We start from the raw sequence: 487 nt of genomic DNA on the forward strand, positions 1-487 counted from the left end.
CAACGGTTTGTGTATAGTTTCGTTGCGTGAAAATCCGCAGGATTTTCGAGTTAAGAAACTAAGGTAGCAAAATTGCGAGGATTTTCCGCGAGGAAAATCGGAAGCAATGAATTATACACGGTGTTGTGTGTAGTTTTTATTCCCATGTAATTAGTTCGGATGTTGCTGATAAAATTTCCCCGTTTATCTTTTCAATTTCTATGATAATTTTTAGAGGCTCATTATTACTCGGTCGGATTGTTAGATACATGTATCCAAGATTGACTTGAGAAGGAAGAAAATCATTAACATTTCCAAGTATGTAATCTCCATTAGAATTTGTACCTCTAATGGACACGAATTCGTTTAATTCAGTATCAGCAGGAAGGTTAGAGTTAAAATCCGAATCGCTAGTAATTGAAATTCTAGTCAGCGGATATTTATCTCCACCATAACCTTTATCACAGTCAATTGTCGCATAAAGATTATTACCGAAATTAAAATTTGT

General features: G+C 34.7%; 1 protein-coding gene. It reads right to left on the reverse strand.

From position 1 onward, the window contains the following. Nucleotides 1-136 precede the first annotated feature (136 nt). The coding region (locus ZA05_RS18400; RefSeq protein ID WP_197276120.1) for a hypothetical protein at nucleotides 137-487 on the reverse strand (351 nt) is incomplete at its 5' end.

This window comes from Mangrovimonas sp. TPBH4 (genome assembly GCF_001280505.1).
Lineage (GTDB): Bacteria > Bacteroidota > Bacteroidia > Flavobacteriales > Flavobacteriaceae > Mangrovimonas_A.